Origin of the sequence: Paludibaculum fermentans (genome assembly GCF_015277775.1) — a bacterium.
In the GTDB taxonomy this organism is placed as follows: Bacteria; Acidobacteriota; Terriglobia; order Bryobacterales; family Bryobacteraceae; genus Paludibaculum; species Paludibaculum fermentans.
This window is the reverse complement of record NZ_CP063849.1, coordinates 7897887-7916162: the sequence shown is the minus strand read 5'-3', so window position 1 is coordinate 7916162 and position 18276 is coordinate 7897887. Positions and strand designations below refer to the sequence as shown.

Here is an 18276-nt window from a genome sequence, read left to right as displayed (position 1 = left end):
CCCCAGGTCGGCGCGGGATCCCCTGATCCCGCACCCGTCCGCCACAATTCACCCCTCATTCATCCGATAATCGAAATGCGTGTTGATAAGCATTACGAATACTGCGGAACCGGCCACCGATCTAGGCTTTCTCCTCCACAAAAACCCGTCCAATTTGCACTCGGCCGATCTCTCCTTCGGCAAGGCCCATGTCTTCTACACCGACGCCGAGCCCCACCGCTGCACCGCCTGCCTCCTGCTGGAACTCGACCCCGTCCAACTCGTCCGGGGCGCGCAGCAACTCGAAGACTATGTGAACGACCGGCCGTACGTCTCGTCATCCTTCCTCACCGTGGCCATCAGCCGCATCTTCGGTACCGCCCTCTCCGGCATCTGCCAGAAACGTCCGGAACTCGTCACCCAACCCCTGCCGCTCGAAATCTCAGTCGCCGTCCTCCGCGCCCGAGGCGACCAGGATCTCCTCCCTCAGCTCTTTGAGCCCCTGGGCTACCGCGTCGCCAGTAAGACCCTCCCGCTCGATCCGCACTTCCCCGAATGGGGCGATAGCCGCTACGTTTCCCTCAACCTCCAGGCGGAGGTCACGGTCCACGACGCCCTCTCGCACCTCTACGTCCTGCTGCCCGTCCTCGACGATCACAAGCACTACTACATCGGCGACGCCGAGGTCGACAAACTCCTGCGCCACGGCGAAGGCTGGCTCAGCCGCCACCCGCGCCGCCAACTGATCGTCCAGCGCTATCTCCGCCGCAAGCCCGACCTGATGAACGCCGCCTTCGCCCGGCTCCTCGACGAGGAATCCGCCGCCGTCGAGGCCGGCGAGACCAGCACAGAACAGTCCGCCCTGGCCGAGAAAGACCTCGAGCGCCCCATGACGCTCCACACCCAGCGCCTCAACCAGGTCGCCGGCCGCCTCAAGGAACTCGGAGCCCGCTCCGTTCTCGACCTCGGCTGCGGCGAGGGCAAACTCCTCCGCCGCCTTCTGGCCGACCACGCCATCGAACGTATCGCCGGCATGGACGTCAGCCACCGTTCCCTCGAAATCGCTTCCGCCCGCCTGCGCCTCGATCGCATGTCCGAGCGCCAGCGCAAACGCATCCAGCTCTTCCAGGGCTCCCTTCTCTATCGCGACAACCGCCTCGCCGGCTTCGATGCCGCCGCGCTCGTCGAAGTCATCGAACACCTCGACCCGCCCCGCCTCGCCGCCCTGGAACGCGTCGTCTTCGAATTCGCGCGGCCCCAACACATCCTCATCACTACCCCCAACCGCGAGTACAACGCCTTGTTCCCTACCCTGCCCGCAGGCAAGTTCCGCCACGGCGACCATCGCTTTGAGTGGACCCGCGCCGAATTCACCACCTGGGCCCAGGCCACCGCCGCCCGCTTCGCCTACCAGGTCCGCTTCGAGCCCGTCGGTCCTGTCGACGAGCAGCACGGCGCCCCCTCCCAGATGGCCCTCTTCACCCTGCCCCAGGCGGTGTCCGCATGAGGATCATCGAGGTCCCCGAACTCGCCCTCGTCACCCTGGTCGGAGCCTCCGGTTCCGGCAAATCCACCTTCGCGCGCCAGCACTTCAAACCCACTGAGATCCTCTCGTCCGACTTCTTCCGCGGCCTCGTGAGCAACGACGAGAACGACCAGGCCTGCTCCGCCGACGCCTTCGACACGCTCTATTACGTCCTCGGCAAGCGTCTCGCCCGAGGCAACCTGACCGTCGTCGACGCCACCAACGTCCGCCCCGACGACCGCAAACGCCTCGTCGAGCACGCCCGCCGCTACCACTGCATCGCCGTCGCCCTCGTCATCAATACCCCCGAGCGCGTCTGCCTCGACCGCAACAGCCAGCGGCCCGACCGCGACTTCGGCCCCCACGTCGTCCGCCGCCAGATCGGCGACCTCAAGCGCGGCCTGCGCGGCCTCGAACGCGAAGGCTTCCGCTACGTGCACATCATCGAGCCCGGCGAGGAGATCGAAATCCGGCGCGCGCCCCTGTGGAACAACCGCAAGCACGAAACCGGCCCCTTCGATATCATCGGAGACATTCACGGCTGCGCCGCCGAACTCCGCGCCCTGCTCCGGCAGCTCGGCTGGCAACCCTATGCCCTCGAGGCGCCCGAAGCCCCCTGGGGCGCCGAATCCTGGAGCCACCCCGCCGGCCGCAAGGCCATCTTCCTGGGCGACCTCGTCGATCGCGGCCCGCACATCGCCGACTCGCTTCGCATCGTCCGCAACCTGTGCGCCGCCGGCCATGCCTTCTGCGTACCCGGCAACCACGACGTGAAGCTCATGCGCTGGCTCAAGGGCAAGAACGTCCAGATCCGCCACGGCCTGGAGCAATCCATCGCCGAGCTCGAAACCTGGCCGTCCGAGGATCGCACCAAACTCGCCGCCTTCCTCGACAGCCTCGTCAGCCACTACGTCCTCGACAAGGGCCGGCTCGTTGTCGCCCACGCCGGCCTGCGCGAGGAGATGCACGGTCGCGGCTCCGGCGCCGTCCGCGAATTCTGCCTCTACGGCGAGACCACCGGCGAGACCGACGAGTTCGGCCTGCCCGTCCGTTACAACTGGGCCGCCGAATACCGAGGCAAAGCCACCGTCGTCTACGGCCACACCCCCGTCCCCGAGCCCGAGTGGCTCAACAACACGATCAACATCGACACCGGAGCCGTCTACGGCGGCAAACTCACCGCCCTGCGCTATCCGGAACGCGAACTCGTCAGCCAACCCTCCGCGGAGCAGTACGCTGTGCCCGCGCGCCCCATCAGCCCGCCCGTCCCGGAACGGCGCTCCAGCCAGCAGCACCTCGACGATGTCCTTGACCTCGAGGACGTCACCGGCAAGCGCGTCATCGAAACCGCCCTGCAACGCTCCGTCACCATCCGCGAGGAGAATTCCATCGCCGCCCTCGAAGTGATGAGCCGCTTGGCCACCGAGCCGCGCTGGATCATCTACCTGCCGCCCACCATGTCCCCGGCTGAGACCTCAACCCTGCCGGACTACCTTGAATACCCAACCCAGGCCTTCGACTACTTCCGCCGCAACGAGGTCCAACACGTCGTCTGCGAGGAGAAGCACATGGGCTCCCGGGCCGTGGTCGTCGTCTGCCGCGACGCCCCCTCCGCCCGCGAACGCTTCGGCTCGCCCGACGGCCGCCAGGGCGTCTGCTACACCCGCACCGGCCGGCCCTTCTTCTCCCAACCCGCCGAAGAAGCCGCCTTCATCGCCCGCATCCAGACGGCCCTCACCACGGCCGGCTTCTGGGACGAATTCCAGTCCAATTGGTTCTGCCTCGACTGCGAGCTGATGCCGTGGTCCGCCAAGGCTCGCGAACTCATCCAGCGCCAGTACGCCCCCGTCGGCGCCGCCGGAGTCGCGTCCCTGGAAATCGTCGTGGAAGCCCTCCGCCGCAGTCCCGCCGCCGCCCACTTCACTCAGCCCTATGAACGCCGCCTGCGCCGCGTCCGCCAGTATCGTGACGCCTACCGCCGCTACTGCTGGCCCGTGAACTCGCTCAGCGACTACCGCCTCGCGCCCTTCCACCTGCTGGCCTCGGAAGGCGCAGTCCACACGGACAAGACCCATCGCTGGCACATGGAAACCCTCCATCGCCTGGCCGCGGCCGATCCCGAATTCCTGGTCGCCACGCCCTTCCTCGAAGTCGACCTGAACGACGAAACCGCTGTCGCCGCAGCCACAAAGTGGTGGGAGAGCCTCACCGCGCAAGGCGGCGAAGGCATGGTCGTCAAACCCCTCCACTACATCGCCAAAGGCCCCAAGGGCGTTATCCAGCCGGCGATCAAATGCCGCGGCCGCGAGTACCTCCGCATCATCTACGGACCCGAATACACCGCCGAAGACCAACTCCCCCGCCTGCGCGCCCGGGCCCTCAACGGCAAACGCTCGCTCGCCCTCCGCGAATTCGCGCTCGGGGTCGAAGCCCTCCAGCGCTTCGCCGCCCGCGAACCCCTCCGCCGCGTCCACGAGTGCGTCTTCGGAGTCCTCGCCCTCGAATCCGAACCCGTCGACCCGCGCCTCTGACCGGTTCCGTGCAGCTTGTGTCCCACGACCGGACACGCCGGCCGCGCCAACTCACGCCGAATCAACCATCCAGGATTGGCGGGCCGCGTGCCCTCCACCCTTTATGTCCCTGCTGGCCGACATCCGTTACGCCGTGCGCACACTGCGCCAGAATCCCGGCTTCTCCCTCGTCGCCATCGGTGTCCTCGCCCTCGGCATCGGCGGCAATACCGCCATCTTCAGTGTGGTGAACTCGGTCCTCCTCCGGCCCCTGCCCTTCCCTGACCCCAGCCGCCTCACCATCGTGTGGGAGACCAGCAGCCAGCAGGGCGTCAAACGCGAAGGTCCCTCCGGGCCCAACTTCTACGACTGGCGCGAACAGAGCCGTCTCTACCAGGACCTCGCCGCGGTGGAACTCGGCACCGGCACACTCACTGGACTCGGAGAACCCCGGCAGGTGCCGGCCATGCGAGTCACCACCAACCTGTTCTCGGTCCTCGGCGCCCGCCCCGCCCTCGGCCGGTTCTTCACTCCGCAGGACGGCCACGGCGGCCGCAAGCCCCTGCTGCTCATCTCCGACGGTTTCTGGCGCAACACCCTCGGCGCCGATCCTGCCGTGATCGGCAAGAGCGTCATGATGGACCTCATCTCCTATCAGGTCATCGGCGTCCTGCGCCCGGGCTTCGGCCTGCCCTTCCAGTCCGACCTGTTCGTACCCTGGCCCGACGACGAACTGCGCTATCACCGCAGCCGGCTCGGTCACGATCTGGGCGTCTTCGGCCGCCTCAAACCCGGCGTCACCCCCGCGCAGGCCCAGGCTGAACTCAATACCATCCAGACCCGGCTCGCCGCCTTGCACCCGGAAATCGAGGGCTGGCAGGTGGCCGTTCTTCCGCTCCAATCCGTCACCGTCGAATACATCCGCGCGACGTTGCTGGTTCTGTTCGCCTCCGTTGCTTTCGTCCTTCTCATCGCGTGCACAAATGTGGCGAACCTCCTGCTGGCCCGGGCCGTCGGCCGCCGCCGCGAAATCGCCATGCGTGCCGCGCTGGGCGCCTCCCGCGGCCGCCTCGTACGCCAGTTCCTGACGGAAAGCGTAGTCCTCAGTTCAGCCGCTGGAGTCGTGGGAACGCTGCTCGCCTATTGGGCCGTGGCCCTGCTCTCCGCCATCGTGCCCGCAACGGTGCCTATTCCGGACGCCGCCGCCGAGGTCACGCTCCGCGGCTTCGACATCGACGGCCGGGTCCTCGCCTTCTCGCTCGCGGTTTCGCTCCTCACCGGAATCCTGTTCGGCCTCGCTCCGGCCCTGCATGCTCTCAAGACCGACCTGATTGAGAATCTGAAACAGACTACCCGCACCGGCGCTGAAAGCAGCCGCAGCCTGCGCGATGCCCTGCTCGCGGCCGAGATCGCCCTCGCCCTGGTCCTCTCCCTGGGCGCCGGCCTCATGCTGAAGAGCTTCTCCCGCCTCCAGAATGCCGACCTCGGCATCCGTCCGGATCATCTCCTCACCCTCGAGATGGAGCTGCCTACGGATATGCGCTACCAGCAAGGCGCGGAGCAAAGCGCCTTCTATTCCCAAGTGCTCGAGCGCGCCCAGGCCCTGCCCGGCGTCCGCAACGCCGCCCTCACTTCCATACTCCCGCTCCACGCTCAGGGCGACCGCGTGCGCTTCCTCATCGAGAATGGCCCCGTGCTCCCCGCCAATGAGCGGTTCCAGGCCGACTTTCGCCGCGTCAGTCCGGCCTATTTCCAGACGATGGGTATCCCTCTCAAGAGCGGCCGCCTGTTCGACGGACGCGACTCGGCCGGCGCGCCGCTCGCCGTCATCGCCGACGAAGCCTTCCTCCGCCGTTACTTCCGCGGGAACCAGGCCATAGGCCGCCGCCTCCTGCTCGGCCGGGCCAAGGCCGAGATCGTCGGCGTGGTGGCTGACGTCAAACATACCGGACCTGACCAGGAGGCTCGTCCCACCCTCTATAGCCCCTATCTCCAGGCCCCCACCGAGCGCATGAATCTGGTGCTCAGCACCGCGGGCGAGCCAGCCGCCCTCATCGAAAGCGCCAAGCACGCCATCTGGAGCATCGATCCCGACATGCCGGTCTACCGGCTTGAGACCATGCGCCACATCGTCGACGAAGCGACCAGTTCCGCCCGCCTGACCCTCTCTCTTCTCAGTGTTTTTGCCGCGGCCGCCCTGGGCCTCGCCGCCTTCGGAATCTTCGGTGTGGTCGCCTACACCATCAATCTCCGCCTTCGCGAATTCGGCATCCGCATGGCTCTCGGGGCGCGGCCGGCCGATGTGCAGCGCCTGGTAGTCCGCCAGACCCTCCGGGTGGTCGGCGCCGGGATCTTCATCGGAGTTCTGGGCTCCTTCGCGCTCACGCGGCTCATGTCCGTCGTCCTCTATCAGGTAAGCGCAAACGACCCCGCCACCACGCTATCCGCGGCCGCCCTGCTGTTCGTCGTCGCAATCACAGCGGCGTGGCTTCCGGCCTTCCGTGTCGCCCGCATCGATCCCATGCAGGTCTTGCGCGAACAATAGGCGCAGTTTCCTCTTGCCCTGTTGCGGCATTTGATCTACTCTGTAGACCTAATGCCCGACTACCTGGGTGAGTTCGAGCAGATTGTCCTTCTCGCCGTCCTTCGCCTCGGCGACTCCGCCTACGGAGTCCCCATTCGCCAGGAGATCGAGGAGCGCGCCGGCCGCAAGGTCACCATCGGCGCTCTCTACGCGACGCTCGACCGCCTGGAAGCGAAAAACTACGTCACTTCCTGGTTCTCTGAACCGACCCCGGAACGTGGCGGCCGCTCCAAACGCTACTTTCGTGTTCAGCCCGCCGGAGCCGAGGCCCTCGCCCGCGCCAAGTCGATGCTCGACAGCATGTGGAATGGCGTCCGCCTGAAAGGAGAGCACGGTGCCTGAACCGCCCAGACTCGCTGAACAACTCCTGCTACGCCTCGTGGGCGGCCGCGACGGCCAGGTCATCGCCGGCGATCTCGCCGAGTCCTACGAGGAACGTGGCGGCGGCGTCCTCTGGTACTGGGGCCAGGTGCTGAGCTGCATCCTGGTCCGCCTCTCGCCCCATCGCCGGCTCATCCCCGACCTGAACTACGACGTCCACCATGCCTTCCGGCTCATCCGCCGCAATCCCGGCTACGCCTTCGCCGCGGTCCTCTGCCTGGCGCTGGGCATCGGCATCAATACCACCGTGTTCAGCGTGCTCGACGGCATGTTCCTGCGCGGCCTCCCCCTGCCCGACCCCGGCCGCATCGTCACCCTCGATCGCGATGGCGCCGCGCCCTGTTCCATCAGCGAATACTTCGAACTCCGCAGGACGGTGAAGTCGCTGGTGAAACCCGTGGCCGTGATGGCGCGCAACACCTACCTCGATGTCGGCCCCGCCAATGAACCCGTCTACATCGAGACCGTCATGGCGAACTACGCCGACCTGCTGCAGGCCAAGCCGCGGATCGGGCGCTGGTTTGCACCCTCTGACGAACAACCGCACGGCGGACTGCCGGTGGTCATCAGCGACCGGCTCTGGCAGCGCTACTTCCAACGCGAGTCCAACGTGCTCGGCCGCACGATCCGCCTCGAAGGCCAGATCTACACCATCATCGGCGTCGCCCGCCCGGAATTCCGGGGCGTCTCCTCCCCCCTCTCCATCGACGCCTGGGTCCCCCTGGCCAGCTTCCCAATGAACCGCGCGGACTTCGACTCCACCACCGACAAAGCCGGACCCGACGTCTCTGTCATCAGCCGCCTCGCGCCGGACGCCACCCTGCAGCAGGCGCGTGCCGAAATCGCCGTCTTCGACTCTCACATCCGCGCCCGCTCCAAGGACGACCCGCGCTTGAAGCCCGCGCTCACAGTGGAGCCCGTCCTTGGCTTCGTTTCGCGCCGCGCCCGCCGCAGCCTCGCCCCGCTGGCGCTGTTGCTCGCCGGCGTGGTCGGCATCGTCCTGCTCATCGCCTGCGTCAATGTCGCGAACCTCCTGCTGGCCCGCGCCGCCCTCCGCCAGCGCGAGATGGCCGTACGTCTCTCCCTCGGCGCCACCCGGGGCCGCCTCATCCGCCAGACGCTCGCCGAAGGCCTCGTCCTCGCCGCCGGCGGAGCCGTGCTCGGCCTCATTGCCGGATTCTGGACCAACCAGGCTCTCTCCGCCTGGCTCCCCACGTCCTTCCCCCAAGCGGCCCTGCGCACCGTCTTCCTGGAAATCAACTGGCGCGTCGCCGCGCTCACCGCGGCCATCTCCCTGCTCTCCGCCCTGCTCTTCAGCCTCGCCCCGGCCTTCGAAACCGCCCGCACCGAATGCACGCCCGCCCTCAAGGGCGAAGGGGCTGGATCCTCCCAGCGCGCCCTGCGCCGCCGCGATCTCTATGCCGCCGCCCAGGTTGCCCTCTCCCTCGTCCTGCTCGTGTCGGCCGGCCTGCTGCTGCGTGCCCTCGATCGCGCCGCCTCGATCGACCCCGGCTTCGCCACGGCTCGCCGCATCTACGTCCGCCTCTTTACACCCGGCCGCGACTTCACCCCGGAAGCCTCCACCCAACTCTTCACCCGCCTCGTCGAGAGCGCCCGCCAGTTGCCCGGAGTCCAGGACGCCACCCTCTCCTTTGCCCTCCTCGGCTTCGGCGACCGCAACTGCGCCTCCACCGCACCCACCGCCCCCACCCGCAAGCTCCACATCAACGTCGTCGAGCCCAACTACTTCCACATGATGCAGGTCCCGCTGGTCCGTGGCGCGGGCTTCCGACCGGAGGGCCACCCCGAGTCCATCCTGCCCGTAGTCGTCAACGAGACCATGGCCCGCACCTGGTGGCCCGGCCAGGACGCAGTGGGCCAGCCCATCTGGTTCGGCTGCGAATCCGAACACCAGCGCCTGGCCGGCCGCGTCATCGGCGTCGCCCGCGATAGCAAATACCAGGCGCTCGACGAGGACCCGTTGCCGCTCTACTACGTCTCCACCCGCCAGTTCTGGTGGAACGGCTACCTCGCCCTGATCGTGGAAACCCGCGGCGAGCCGCGAGAGATCATCGAGCCGCTGCTGGCGCTCGCGCGCACCGGCGGCCGCAACCTGCGCATCGGCGAGGTGAACACGCTCGAGTCGGTTGTGTCTCTCTCGCTCTGGTACACCCGCTTCTACGCCTCGCTGCTGGGCCTCTTCGCCGCGCTCGCGATCGTGCTCTCCACCATCGGGCTGTACAGCGTGGTCGCTTACTCGGTCGCGCAACGAACCCGCGAGATCGGCATCCGCATGGCCATGGGCGCCCGCCGCGCCGACGTCCAGTGGATGGTGCTTTCCCGTGCCCTGCGCTTGACTGCCTTCGGAATTGGGGCGGGACTCCTGCTCAGCGCCGCAGCCACCCGGCTCCTCAGGCACTTCCTGCATGGCCTCAGCCCGCTCGACCCGGTCACATTTACCGCCGCGGCCCTGGCCTGGATCGCCATCTCCATGCTCGCCAGCTACGTGCCGTCCCTCCGGGCTACGCGGGTCGACCCCACCGTCGCCCTGCGCTACGAATGACTTAGCCCTGCTCCAGGATCTTGTAGACGTCGCGCTTGCCCAGGCCCCGCTCCCGCGCCACAGCCTTGATCGCGTCCATGCGTGGCAGCCCGGCCGCCTCCAGCCGCTTCACCGCATCCTGTACGCTTTCGTCCAGCTGAGGCTTCTTCTCGGACTTGCCCACAAGCAGCGTGAACTCGCCCTTCACGGAATCCCGAGCCGCCAACGTGGCCCGCACGGCCGAAGCCGGCCCACGCAGGAACTCTTCATGCATCTTCGTTAGCTCCCGGGCCGCGACCACCGGGGGATCCCCGAGCACCTCTTCCACGTCCTGCAGCGACTCCAGAATCCGGTGCGGCGCCTCATAGAACGCCAGCGTCGACTCCTCAGTAAGCAGCCCCTCCAGCATCCTCCGGCGTTCGCCTGACTTTCGCGGGAAAAACCCGCAGAACCGGAACGAATCGGTCGGCAAGCCTGCGGCCGAAAGCGCTGTGATCAGGGCCGAGACGCCAGGGATCGGAACCACCCGGATGCCTCGTTCCGCCGCCGCGTTTACAATGCGATAGCCCGGATCCGAAATCAGCGGCGTCCCGGCGTCCGAAACGATCGCAATCGACGCGCCACTCTCCAGCCGCTGCAGCAAGTCCACCGTCCGCTCGGCTTCATTGTGCTCGTGGTAGCTCAGCGGGTGAGCCGCTATGCCGAAGTGATCCAGCAGCTTACGGGTTTGCCGCGTGTCTTCGCAGGCGATGTGGTCCACGGCCTTCAGGGTCTCCACCGCCCGGTATGTCATGTCGGACAGGTTCCCGATCGGGGTGGCAACGATGTACAGAACTCCGGCCATAAGGTGATTTCCCTTAACTACTTGCCTAGTATGCCTGAAGGAAAAGCCCAACGCTGCCGATAAGGGAAAAGGATGATTTATGCTTGAGTTATCTGGTCGGCCCCCCTACGATAGAACGGATAGCCAGTCGCATGGCCGCCGCTCGGAAGGTGGGCCTGCCGCGACGAGCCTCATGGATCAACAGCACCAGACCACCGCCTCAGCCCCTGAGCCCGAAAAGCCTGCGGGCACCGCCTATCTCTATGAAATCCCGGGCAAACCGATGTCGATCTATGTCGACTTCGACCTGATCGACCGCCTGGGCTTCGAGATCATGCGCGGCTTCGGCGCCGTGCCTCGCCGCGGTGCTGAAGTGGGCGGCATCCTGCTCGGTTCGGCCGAGACCGGAGAACGCACCGTCCTGCGGATCGAAGATTTCGTACCCGTCGACTGTGAGCACATGCGCGGCCCGTCCTACATCCTCTCCGAGACGGACCTCCATAATCTGGACGAGGCAATCGCCAAGTGGACCCCTGCACCGGACAAGCGCATCCATGTCGTCGGTTTCTATCGCAGCAACACCCGCGATGTCATGCAGTTGGCCCCTGAAGACCTGACGCTTCTGGAGAAGCGCTTCCCCATGCAGACGGCGATCTGCCTGCTGGTGAAGCCGTACGCCACCCGCGCCAGCGAAGCCACGTTCTTCTACCGCGAGAACGGCGAGTTCCCGTCGGACCCCGCCCAGCAGACGTTCCCGTTCCGCCGCAAGGAACTCGGCGGAGGCAAACCCGCCCGCCGGCCCCGAGGGGTCGAAGTCGCTGACCCTGAACTCGAAACCGCCGCCACAGGCTACAACCTGACCGTCGAAGAGCCCCAGCTTCCGCAACATCCGGAGCCAGTGGAGCTTCCGGCGCTCGCCGCGCTGAGCCTGAATGGGTTGGCTGCCGCCGGCCCTCGCAACCAGTCCGCCATCGACCAGGCGCTGCCCGACCCGCTGCCCCGCTCCAAGTACCGCAGCGGCTGGATCTGGATCCCGTTATCCTTTATCTTTCTGTTGCTTGGCGTCGTCCTCGGCTTCCAGATCGCCCTCAGCTATAAGAGCCAGAAGGCGCCCGACGCCGCGACTGACCCGTATCTCCTGGACCTGACCCTCGTCCAGTTCGGCGAGAACCTTCACCTCAAGTGGAATACCGACACGCTGGCCTTCCGCAACGCGAAGCGCGGCATCCTTCACATCCAGGACGGCGACAACAGCAAGACCGTTGAGCTCAAGCAGGAAGACCTCAGCCGCGGCGGGGTGCTCTACCGGAATGCGACCAACAACGTCAAGTTCCGGCTGGAGATCTTCCCGCGAGACCGGAACAGCGTGGCCGAATCCCTGGAGACTCGCATCCTGGAAGAGGCTAAGCCGAGTCAAGCCGCCAAGTAGCCGGGATCCGGTACAATAGCGAGAGTGCAGGACGACAATCTGTCGGCGGACATCCAGTCCGATCCGGTCAGCCCACAACCTATTGAGGCCGCGGCGGCTATTGATACGCCCGAAGATCACCAGCATGGCGAGCAGCCTCGCGGCGCCATCGCTGAGTGGGCCGTCACCATCCTGCTGCTGCTGTTCGGCACCACGGCGCTCATCCAGGCGTTCGTCATCCCCACCGGCTCAATGGAAGACAACCTCCTGATTGGCGACCACTTACTGGTCGACAAGCTGGCGTTTGCCCCAGCCGGCGTGGTGAGCAAGTACATCCTGCCGTATACGCCGGTCAAGCGCGGCGACATCATCGTCTTCCGCTACCCGGTGGACATCCGCCAGACCTTCGTGAAGCGCGTCATCGGGGTGCCCGGCGACCACATCAAGCTCATCAATAAGCAGCTTGTTCTCAACGGCAAGCCGATGGATGAGCCCTATAAGTTCAACAAGACCGACTTCATCGACTCCTACCGCGACAACTTCCCCACAGACCCGAACACCCGCGTCGACGACAGGGCGCTCGAGATGCTGGACAAATGTGTCGTGAATGGAGAAGTCGTCGTCCCGCCCGACTCCTACTTCGCCATGGGCGACAACCGCGACTCGTCACTTGACTCGCGCTATTGGGGGTTCGTTCCCCGCGCCAACATCATCGGCAAACCCCTGCTGGTCTATTGGTCGTATGACGCGCCCACCGAGAGGCTTGTCAACTCCGGCGTTGATATTGAACATTTGCTGGATCTTGCTCGTCACTTCTTTACGAAGACACGTTGGAAGCGCACGTTCATGCTGATCCGCGGCTATGATCTAAAGAACTGAGACGATGAAGCAAAAAGCAAAGAAGCCCAGCGGCACTGAGCCCGTACCTCAGCAGCAAGATTCCTCAAAGGTCCAGAAGGTGAAACCCGACTTCCCGGAGCAGGTGCGGTCGTTTGTCTCCGAGTGGTCCGTCACCATCATCCTGCTGCTCTTCGGCACCACCACGATCCTGCAGGCCTTTGTCGTCCCTACCGGCTCGATGGAGGACACCGTGCTCATCGGCGACCACATGTTCGTGGACAAACTGGCCTTCTCGCCGCCCGGCGCCATCAGCAAGTACCTGCTGCCCTACACCCCCATCAAGCGCGGGGACATCATCGTCTTCAAGTGGCCGGTGGATCCGCGCCAGAACTACATCAAGCGCGTGATCGGCGTGCCGGGCGACCACATCAAGCTCATCAACAAGGAACTCGTCCTCAACGGCAAGAAGATGACCGAGCCGTATGTAGTCCACAAGATGAACTACCTCGACTCTTACCGCGACAACTTCCCCAGCGAGCCGAACATGCGGCTGGAGGCGGGCGCGGTGAAGATGCTGTCGGAGAACATGAAGGACGGCGAGATCGTGGTCCCGCCGAACTGCTACTTCGCGATGGGCGACAACCGCGACAACTCGCTGGACTCCCGTTACTGGGGCTTCGTTCCTCGCGACAACATCGTGGGCAAGCCGGCCATCATCTTCTGGTCGTATGACGCGACCACGGAAGCGCTGGCCGACCCCAACATCATCTCCCTGAACCACCTGATCGACCTGGCGACCCACTTCTTCTCGAAGACCCGCTGGAATCGCACGCTGATGGTCCCGCGGCCCTACCCGCTGGGCTAGATCACTTCTCCAACAGGAAGTTCCCCACGACCAGGGCGTCGATTCCGGAGGAGTAGAAGCTCCTCACGGCGTCCCTGGGCGTGCAGACCAAGGGATCTCCGAACAGGTTGAACGACGTGTTGTAGAGCACGGGCAGGCCGGTCTTGCGGCCCCACGACAGCAGCAGCTTGTGGAAGAGCGGGTTCTCCTGCGGATCCACCGTGTGGACACGCACCAGTCCATCGCCCAGCACCGCGCTCTCGAAGGTCTTGCGATGGGCATCGCGGACGCGGCCGACGGTGGCCAGGAAGCGGGCGTTGCGGCCGACGTCAAAGTACTCCGACGCCAGTTCCACCGGCACCGAAGCGGCAAACTTACGAAACGGCTCGCGATGCTTGATGAAAACGTTCAGATTCTCCGTCGAGTAGGGGTTGAGCGGTGAAGCCAGTATGGACCGCTGACCCAGGGCCCGGGGTCCGAACTCCATGCGGCCCTGCATCCAGGCGACGATTTTGTCGGCGGCTAACTGCGTAATGGCGGCTTCGAGGACTTCGTCCGTGGTGAGCAGGTAGCGGAAGCCGAGTTTACAGTTCTCGATTACCTTTTTGATCTCTTCGGACGTGAAGCTGGGTCCGAGAGACAGGGTGGTCATGGGCGCGCGTTGGTCGCGGCCGTGAACGACGTGCCAGGCGTGGTAGGCGGCTCCGATGGCGGTGCCGCTGTTGCCGGCGGCGGGCTGGACGAAGACGTTCTTCCAATGACCGCTGCGTTCGAGGGCAGCGACGAGCAGGGCGTTGAGCGCGAGGCCACCGGCGAGGCAGAGGTTTTCGCCTTCACCGGCCATTTCGATGACCAGGCGTTCGATGGCGGACTGCAACCCCGCAGCGATGCGAGGCTTCATATCTGCCGGGATTTCGGCACCATCTTCCAGTCCCAGCGCCATGTAAAATCGTGCGCTGAAGCCTCCGCCGTTCATCCGGTCGTTGTCAAACCAGGAGCGATCGACGCGCAGGCCGATGCCTTCCTGGACCAGGATGCTGCGGAACAGGGCGGCGAGATCGGGCGAGCCGGCCGTGGAGAGCCACTGCACCTTGTGTTCGTCGGCGCCAGGCTGGAAGCCCAGGAGGTGGGTGACGCGGCTATAAAGATCACCCAGCGAGTCAGGATATGAGATCTCTTTCTCGAGGTGGATCTGGTTGCCGGCGGCGCGCCAGCGGGAACCGCAGCGGAAATCACCGGAGCGGTCCAGCGTGAGGACGCTGGCATATTCAAACGGCGAAGCGAAGTAAGCCGAGGACGCGTGCGCCTGGTGGTGTTCCACGGTGACGATGCGCGCGGACGGGAACAGTTCCCGCAACTCCACGTGGAGGTGATGGCGGCCGTTGGTCTCCGCAAACGGGCGAGCCAAGGCAACGGTCTGGACGTCGCCGGGTTCCACGCCGGCCAATTGAAGGGCCATCATGGCCGCATGGATGGGCAGCCCACCTTGCGGGCCGTGCGGAGCGACTTTGGGCTCCTCAATCGCGGCCACTAACTCACCGTCCACAAGGACGGCACATGCGGCGTCCTTCAGGATGCCCCCGATACCCAGGATGATCATCTTATTGAAGCCTTCCGTCTTCCTGACTAGGAGCCCTTCTCTTTCTGGTTCTGGGCTTTCTCGATCTTGGCCCACGAGTCGCGCAGTCCGACGGTCCGGTTGAACACGAGGCTGCCGGGCTTGCTGTCCGTGTCGGCACAGAAGTAGCCCAGGCGCTCGAACTGGTAGCGGTTGCCCGGAGCGGCGTCTGACAGGCTGGGCTCGAGTTTGCCGCCTGTGACGACCTCGAGGGAGTGGGGATTGAGATTGTCCATCCAATCCCTGCCCTCGGCGACGTCGTTGGGATCTTCCTTGCTGAAGAGATTTTCGTACATCCGCACTTCAGCGCTGATTGCGTGAGGTGCGGAGACCCAATGTATGGTGGATTTCACTTTGCGCCCGTCGGGGGTGTTGCCGCCACGGGTCGCGGGATCGTAGGAGCAATGCACTTCCACCACTTCTCCAGCCTGGTTCTTTAAGACGCTCGTGCACGTAATTAGATAGGCGTAACGAAGTCTTACTTCCTTGCCGGGCGAGAGGCGGTAGTAGCCCTTGGGGGGCACTTCGCGGAAGTCATCCTGCTCAATGTAAATTTCCCGGGAGAACGGCACCTGGCGTGTGCCCATGGATTCGTCCTCGGGATTGTTGACGGCTTCCATCTCCTCGACCTGCCCTTCGGGGTAGTTGTCGATGATGACCTTGATGGGTTTCAGGACGGCCATGACGCGGGCGGCGCGCTTATTGAGATCCTCGCGGACGGCGTGCTCGAGGAGCCCGAGCTCGATGGTGCCGTTGGTTTTGGAGACGCCGATACGGGAGCAGAACGTGCGCATGGCTTCGGGCGTGTAGCCGCGGCGACGGATGCCGCTGAGCGTGGGCATGCGCGGGTCGTCCCAGCCGGAGACCACCTTATTCTGAACGAGCGCCAGGAGCTTGCGCTTGCTGAGCAGAGTGTAGGTCAGGTTGAGGCGGTCGAACTCGATCTGTTGCGGCGGGAAGATGCCGAGGCTCTCGATGTACCAGTCGTACAGGGGCCGGTGATCCTCGAACTCGAGCGTACAGATGGAGTGGCTGATCTTCTCGATGGAATCGGACTGGCCGTGGGTGAAGTCGTACATCGGGTAGATGCACCATGTGCCGCCCGTGCGGTGGTGATCCGCATGGAGGATGCGGTACATCACGGGATCGCGCATGTTCAGGTTCGGCGAGGTCATGTCGATCTTTGAGCGGAGCGTGCGGGTTCCGTCGGGGAACTCGCCCTTGCCCATGCGTTCGAAGAGATCGAGATTCTCTTCGATGGTGCGGTTGCGATAGGGGCTTTCGGTGCCGGGCTCAGAGAGCGTGCCGCGATATTTGCGGACCTCTTCTGCGGTCAGGTCGCACACATAGGCCTTACCGGCCTTGATGAGATCGATGGCCCAGGCGTGGAGCTGGCCGAAGTAATCGGAGGCGTAGTAGACACCGTCCGGCTGGAAGCCCATCCAACGGACGTCCTCGATGATCGAATCGACGTATTCCACCTCTTCCTTACAGGGGTTGGTGTCGTCGAAGCGCAAGTTGCATTTGCCGTTGAACTCAGCCGCGAGGCCGAAGTTGAGGCAGATGGACTTGGCGTGACCGATGTGGAGGTAGCCGTTGGGCTCAGGGGGAAAGCGCGTCTGGACACGGCCGTCGTGCTTGCCGCTGGCGATGTCCTTCAAGATGATGTCGCGAATGAAGTTAGACGGGCGCGGCTGCGCTTCAGAGGCGCCTTCGTTCCCGTTCACCGGTTTGTTCCCTGCTGAGTCGTCGTTGGGCATGGTGCTTGTGTTCGTTCCTTGTTACTTCAACTTCAATACTGCCTGATCGATGCGTTTGAGACAGGTATCGCGGCCCAGCACTTCGAGGGTTTCGAAGAGGGGCGGAGCGACCTTCCGGCCGCAGACGGCCACACGGATGGGCTGAAACATCTGGCCGGCCTTGACGCCGAGCGCGGCGGCCTGCGCGCGCAGGACGGAGTCGAGCCCGTCGTGGTTGAATTCGGCGGTCTCGAGGGCGGTGCGTCCGGCTTCGAGGACACGCAGAGCCATGGCCGCGTCGCCTTTCTGGGGCGTCAACTCGGCGGGATCGTAGGGCGCGAGTTCGTCGACGAAGAAGAAGTCGGCCGCGCCGACCGCGTCGTTGAGGGTCTTGATGCGCTCCTGGATGAGCGGCGTGATCTTGAGGAGCTTGGCCTCGTCGAACTGATAGCCGGCGGCCGTGAAGACCGGGGCGATGGCGGCGGCGAGTTCGGGCACGCTTAAGGCGTAGATATGCTGCGAGTTGAGCCAGAGCGCCTTAGGGTCGATGGGGTCTTCCTCGCTGAAATTGACGACCGCGTTGGCGCGATTGACGCCGTCGAAGGTGAAGGCCTCGACTAGTTCCTCGATCGACATCTTCTCGCGATTGTCCTTGGGGTTCCAGCCGAGCAGGCAGAGGAAATTGATGTAGCTCTGCGGCAGGAAGCCGGCGTCGCGATAGGTGGTGACGGAGACCACGGGGCCGTGCTTGCGCTTGGAGAGCTTGGCTCCATCCGGGGCGGTGAGCAGCGGCAGGTGGGCGAAGCGCGGCGCTTCGACGCCGAGAGCCTCGAAGATGAGGATGTGTTTAAACGTGTTCGAGAGGTGGTCCTGCCCGCGGACGATGTGGCTGATCTGGAGGTCGGCGTCGTCGACGCAGGAGGCGTGGTGGTAGGTGACGCCGCCGTTGGAGCGCAGCAGGGCGAAGTCCTCGATGTCGGCGGTGGACTTGGACTGGTCGCCGTAGACGAGGTCAGAGAAAGAGACAACGCGCTCTGGGTCGCGCGGGACGCGGAAGCGGAGGACGAAGGGTTCTCCGGCGTTGGCGCGGCGGTCGGACTCCTCGCGGGTGAGCTCGCGCATGCCGGGATTGCACAGCCAGGCGGCCTTGGCGTCGCCGGATTTGTCCTCGCCGCCGGCGGTCATCGGCGTGAAGTCGCGGTAGGCTAAGTCCTTGTCGAATATGGCCCAAGCGGCTTTGGCGTAGAGTTCGCCGCGTTCGCTCTGACGATAGAACTCGTCCCAGCCGAGGCCGAGCCACTTGAGACCGTCGAAGATGGAATCGAGCGAGGCTTGGGTATTGCGTTCGACGTCGGTGTCGTCGATGCGCAGGATCATCGTGCCCTTCTGTTTGCGGGCGAAGAGCCAATTAAAGATAAAAGTGCGGGCGCTTCCGATGTGGAGGTACCCGGTGGGTGAAGGGGCGAATCGGACTCGAACCATT

Annotated in this window: 12 protein-coding genes; 8 read left to right on the top strand and 4 right to left on the bottom strand. The window is 65.0% G+C overall.

The window, feature by feature from the left end; all coding sequences use genetic code 11:
* The first annotated feature begins 79 nt into the window (after positions 1-79).
* From IRI77_RS31400 to IRI77_RS31380, 5 genes are all read left to right on the top strand, one after another.
* Positions 80-1486 carry a 3' terminal RNA ribose 2'-O-methyltransferase Hen1 gene (locus tag IRI77_RS31400; protein ID WP_194448898.1) on the top strand — a complete coding sequence of 469 codons (1407 nt, stop codon included), beginning with the start codon at positions 80-82 and terminating at the stop codon, positions 1484-1486.
* Positions 1483-4035, top strand: a complete 2553-nt coding sequence (locus IRI77_RS31395) for a polynucleotide kinase-phosphatase (protein WP_194448897.1) — start codon at positions 1483-1485, stop codon at positions 4033-4035. The genes IRI77_RS31400 and IRI77_RS31395 overlap by 4 nt, the downstream gene beginning before the upstream one ends.
* A gap of 103 nt (positions 4036-4138) precedes the next feature.
* Entirely contained in the window at positions 4139-6559 is a 2421-nt protein-coding gene (locus IRI77_RS31390; RefSeq protein WP_194448896.1) for an ABC transporter permease, read from the top strand.
* Positions 6560-6610: 51 nt separating this feature from the next.
* Positions 6611-6940: a PadR family transcriptional regulator gene (locus tag IRI77_RS31385; protein WP_194448895.1), complete on the top strand. Its 330-nt coding sequence runs from the start codon at positions 6611-6613 to the stop codon at positions 6938-6940.
* On the top strand, positions 6933-9542 hold the full coding sequence (locus IRI77_RS31380; RefSeq protein WP_194448894.1) for an ABC transporter permease: 2610 nt from the start codon (positions 6933-6935) through the stop codon (positions 9540-9542). The genes IRI77_RS31385 and IRI77_RS31380 overlap by 8 nt, the downstream gene beginning before the upstream one ends.
* A gap of 1 nt (position 9543) precedes the next feature.
* Here the strand turns inward: IRI77_RS31380 and rsmI are convergent, their stop codons facing one another.
* The gene (gene rsmI, locus IRI77_RS31375; protein ID WP_194448893.1) at positions 9544-10365 is read right to left on the bottom strand and encodes a 16S rRNA (cytidine(1402)-2'-O)-methyltransferase; all 822 of its coding nucleotides are present in this window, start codon (positions 10363-10365) and stop codon (positions 9544-9546) included.
* Positions 10366-10537: 172 nt separating this feature from the next.
* Here rsmI and IRI77_RS31370 point away from each other — a divergent pair, with 172 nt between their 5' ends.
* The 3 genes from IRI77_RS31370 to lepB (IRI77_RS31360) are packed head-to-tail and all read left to right on the top strand — an operon-like array spanning position 10538 to position 13457.
* The gene (locus IRI77_RS31370; RefSeq protein WP_194448892.1) at positions 10538-11773 is read left to right on the top strand and encodes a hypothetical protein; all 1236 of its coding nucleotides are present in this window, start codon (positions 10538-10540) and stop codon (positions 11771-11773) included.
* 24 nt (positions 11774-11797) lie between these two features.
* On the top strand, positions 11798-12631 hold the full coding sequence (gene lepB, locus IRI77_RS31365; protein ID WP_228486418.1) for a signal peptidase I: 834 nt from the start codon (positions 11798-11800) through the stop codon (positions 12629-12631).
* A gap of 4 nt (positions 12632-12635) precedes the next feature.
* Positions 12636-13457 carry a signal peptidase I gene (lepB, locus tag IRI77_RS31360; protein ID WP_194448891.1) on the top strand — a complete coding sequence of 274 codons (822 nt, stop codon included), beginning with the start codon at positions 12636-12638 and terminating at the stop codon, positions 13455-13457.
* A gap of 1 nt (position 13458) precedes the next feature.
* Here the strand turns inward: lepB (IRI77_RS31360) and IRI77_RS31355 are convergent, their stop codons facing one another.
* Genes IRI77_RS31355 through gltX form a run of 3 tightly spaced genes read right to left on the bottom strand, consistent with a single transcriptional unit; the run spans position 13459 to position 18275 of the window.
* Entirely contained in the window at positions 13459-15036 is a 1578-nt protein-coding gene (locus IRI77_RS31355; RefSeq protein ID WP_194448890.1) for a carbamoyltransferase family protein, read from the bottom strand.
* Positions 15037-15062: 26 nt separating this feature from the next.
* Complete coding sequence (locus IRI77_RS31350) at positions 15063-16814, bottom strand: glutamine--tRNA ligase/YqeY domain fusion protein (RefSeq protein ID WP_194448889.1); 1752 nt, start codon at positions 16812-16814, stop codon at positions 15063-15065.
* Positions 16815-16835: 21 nt separating this feature from the next.
* Positions 16836-18275, bottom strand: coding sequence for a glutamate--tRNA ligase (gltX, locus tag IRI77_RS31345; protein WP_194448888.1), 1440 nt, complete (start codon positions 18273-18275; stop codon positions 16836-16838).
* Position 18276 lies beyond the last annotated feature (1 nt).